General features: G+C 38.0%; 3 protein-coding genes and 1 tRNA gene. All 4 read right to left on the reverse strand.

What is annotated here, in order from left to right:
- The coding region (locus ACRCJ0_RS11075) for an FtsW/RodA/SpoVE family cell cycle protein (protein ID WP_431390468.1) at positions 1-536 on the reverse strand (536 nt) is incomplete at its 3' end.
- 14 nt (positions 537-550) lie between these two features.
- Positions 551-1,531: a YihY/virulence factor BrkB family protein gene (locus tag ACRCJ0_RS11080; protein ID WP_059134215.1), complete on the reverse strand. Its 981-nt coding sequence runs from the start codon at positions 1,529-1,531 to the stop codon at positions 551-553.
- A gap of 172 nt (positions 1,532-1,703) precedes the next feature.
- Entirely contained in the window at positions 1,704-2,432 is a 729-nt protein-coding gene (locus ACRCJ0_RS11085) for a hypothetical protein (protein WP_418149013.1), read from the reverse strand.
- A 629-nt stretch (positions 2,433-3,061) separates the two neighbouring features.
- Positions 3,062-3,135 (reverse strand) — tRNA-Arg (locus ACRCJ0_RS11090).
- Positions 3,136-3,201 lie beyond the last annotated feature (66 nt).

Genomic DNA, 3,201 nt, shown 5'->3' on the forward strand with positions numbered 1-3,201 from the left:
GCAACCGGCGGGATGGTCCATAACGTGATTTTCAATAAGAATCGACCGTCAAATTTAACCCGTTCCATCATGTCCATGTCCTCAACACCAAGACGACGACCTTCATCATTGTAGCCTTGAACTAAATAAGCCATCATGATGATATAGGCAACCTTCATTAATTCGGATGGTTGAAGGGATAAAGGTCCAATGGTAATCCATGAATGCGCCCCATTGGTCACGGCCAATTCACGGTCATAGAAAATCAATACTAATACGAGTAAAACTAGCCCTAATCCATATGCTACCGGCGCAAAGTGATACAAGGTTTCCCGGTCAAGCTGCATCACAACAGCTGCCGCTAAAGCCCCGACCGCAAACCAAGCTATTTGCATAATAGTTTGGGAATAAGAACCTGAATCATATTGTAAATATGTCGTTGAAAAAATAGTCACGATACTCACTAAAGCTAACAACATGACGCATATGACGATAGTGATATCAACTCTACTCGTTGGTTTCTTCTTTAATCGCCGATTTGACGAACGTTTTTCCAAAATAATGCGCCCCTTTAATCTCTATTTCCTTGTGGTCGCGCAGGATTATCTGCAATAATGATGTCTCCTGGTTGACGCTTTAATGTACCTAATGCGATCGTCTTTTTATCCATAAAAGGGAAACTCGCAGATGTTGTTGTATGGTAATTTGGACTCGAATCGATAAACTCTTCCACATTGTTTAAACGGTAAATAATATGGTTAATCATGGCACCTGCAATCAACACGATAGATGTTAACCAAAGGTAGATCATTAATACAATGAATACCCCAATAGTCCCGTTAGAAACTGACGAACCACCAAAATTATTCACATAAAATGAAAATCCTCCCGACAGAACAGCTGAAAGCAGTGTTGCTACAATCGCTCCTGGTACCGCGAACTTAATCGGATACTTGTGATGCGGAATGAATTGGTAGATAAAAGTAAATACCATAATCAAAACAAGCAATAGAATTGGCCATTTTACACTGGTAAAAATATCAAACAATTGCATTGGCACGTCTATAAATTGGTTTACCGCTTCTAAAAGTGTCTGCCCAAATACGAAGAGAACACTCAAAGCTACCGCAAACAAGACTAATACAAAGGCAATGGCAAATGAAAATAGCCTAGAAACTATAAAGTTTGGCTTGTCTGTGATGCCGTAAGTTCGGTTTAAAATATTTTGCACTGTTCCAAAAGCAGTAGACCCTGACCATAGAATTAATATGAAGGAAACTGAAAGCGCCCCTGTAGTGTCTGATGTTAAGTAAGACTCCAAAGTAGGCACAATAATAGGCTCCACCTGGTCAGGCAATAACGTTTCAAGTAGTCCAACAACTGAATCCGGATCAAACGGTAACATCGGAATTATATTGGCAATCATCATTAATAGTGGAAACAGAGATAGTAGAAAGTAATAAGACATTTCTGCAGCACTGCCAGCGATATTGGCCTGATTAACCGAGGCTAAGGTCATTGGAATAATACGATCTTTCAATTTTTCTTTCACTCTTGCCACCTCACTTCTTTACTCTTAATACTACTTAATTTAGGGGTATTTAACAAGTTTTCTTCCTGATTTAAAGCAAATAAAAAACTGGTGGTTGAAATCGAATGCTATATACCCTTTAGCATCAATTAAAATCACCAGCCTTAAATTTATTTGTATGCACTAAGCGATTCTATTGTCCCGTATTTTGCCAAGTACCACTCACAACATCCATCACCATTAAAGTACCTGAATAAGCATCATAACGGTAAGTTGCAATCAGGTTTGTATGTCCTTGTCCATCAGGAGATTGACGGTAAACATCTACTTGTGCTAAATCTTCATTTACCAATGTTGGTAAGAAGAAATATTCGTCAGATTGGTATGCACCTTGAGAATGTGCGGAAATTAAAGGTGCTGCTTCAGCCAATAATTCACGCGCACGTGTATTATCGAAAGCCCCTTGGTTACCTTCTGGTTGACTAGAACTTGCGTAAGTCCCTTGATCTTCCACTTCGCTAGATGGTACTACTTCTGAAGACGGTGAAGTTTTTTCAGCTTCTGCTGCAATGATAGAAGATTCAATCTCTTCAGTCGTCATCGCTTGCGCAGTTGCAGCTTCACTCGCTACCGATGAATCCGCCACAACTTCTTCCGAAGATTGTGTTGTTTCATCACTTGACGCTGTAGTATCTTCGCTTGATGCTTCTGAATCAGCATCCGCAGACACATTACTTGAAGATGTACTGTCAGATTCTACCACATTTAAAGAAGCACTCTCAGACGATATTGAAGAAGATGCACTCTCTTCACTTGACGACGTTTCATCTGAATACATACCCAATGCAGAATCGACATTGTCACAAGCCGCTAAAGATAAAGCTAATAAAGAAATACCTAATAATGAATATACTTTTTTCATGGTCCTACCTCCCATTTATCTTATAACTATTTTATCATAACAAATCAAATTGCAAGCCTTAAATGTTGTATCTTTACAAAACGTTAACTATTTCATGTATAGAAGATTACACTGTAGTAAAATTTGGCCTGCCAGTACACTTTTATTATAGCAAACCACCCTGCATAGCCATATTGATGAGACTAGGAAAATAAATAAAGATCTTAAAGCTAGATCTGATATTGGACTGTAGGATTGGCTGAGAATTCTGAAAATAGGTGTATTTTTAGGTAACTTTTATAATTTCACGAAAAAAAGAGCCCATAAAAAAGTCCGAAAAATGGTACAGTGCCCTATTTATCCGTGTGTCTCAGCCCATTTTATTCTATACTAACTAGCAAAATGTTACTTTGTATCGTGCCATTTTCATTTTCAAAATATAGCAAACTTAAAAATAATCAAAGAGTTATTAGAAACTGAAAATAGAAATAAAATTGCAAAAGACACTGGTAGACCCCAACAAACTATTTCAAGATTTAAACAAGGGCACTACCAATCGAAAATATGAAGCTAGGCATTGCGATCAAGCTAAATAAATATGCTGAAACAAAAAAAACCTCACTATCTAAGTAGTGAGGGTTTTTATATAGTGTTAAGAGTGGGATTCGAACCCACGACCTACGGTTTAGAAGACCGTTGCTCTATCCAGCTGAGCTATCCTAACAAAAGCCGTCATGTTTAGATGACAACTATTAAATTTTATACCAAGATAGCAATGCCTGTCAAGTAC

The organism is Aerococcus sp. L_32 (assembly GCF_050689315.1).

Bases quoted from the DNA above. Each gene is read 5' to 3' on its own strand.
- ACRCJ0_RS11085 (WP_418149013.1), bottom strand. From the start codon at position 2,432: ATGAAAAAAGTATATTCATTATTAGGTATTTCTTTATTAGCTTTATCT.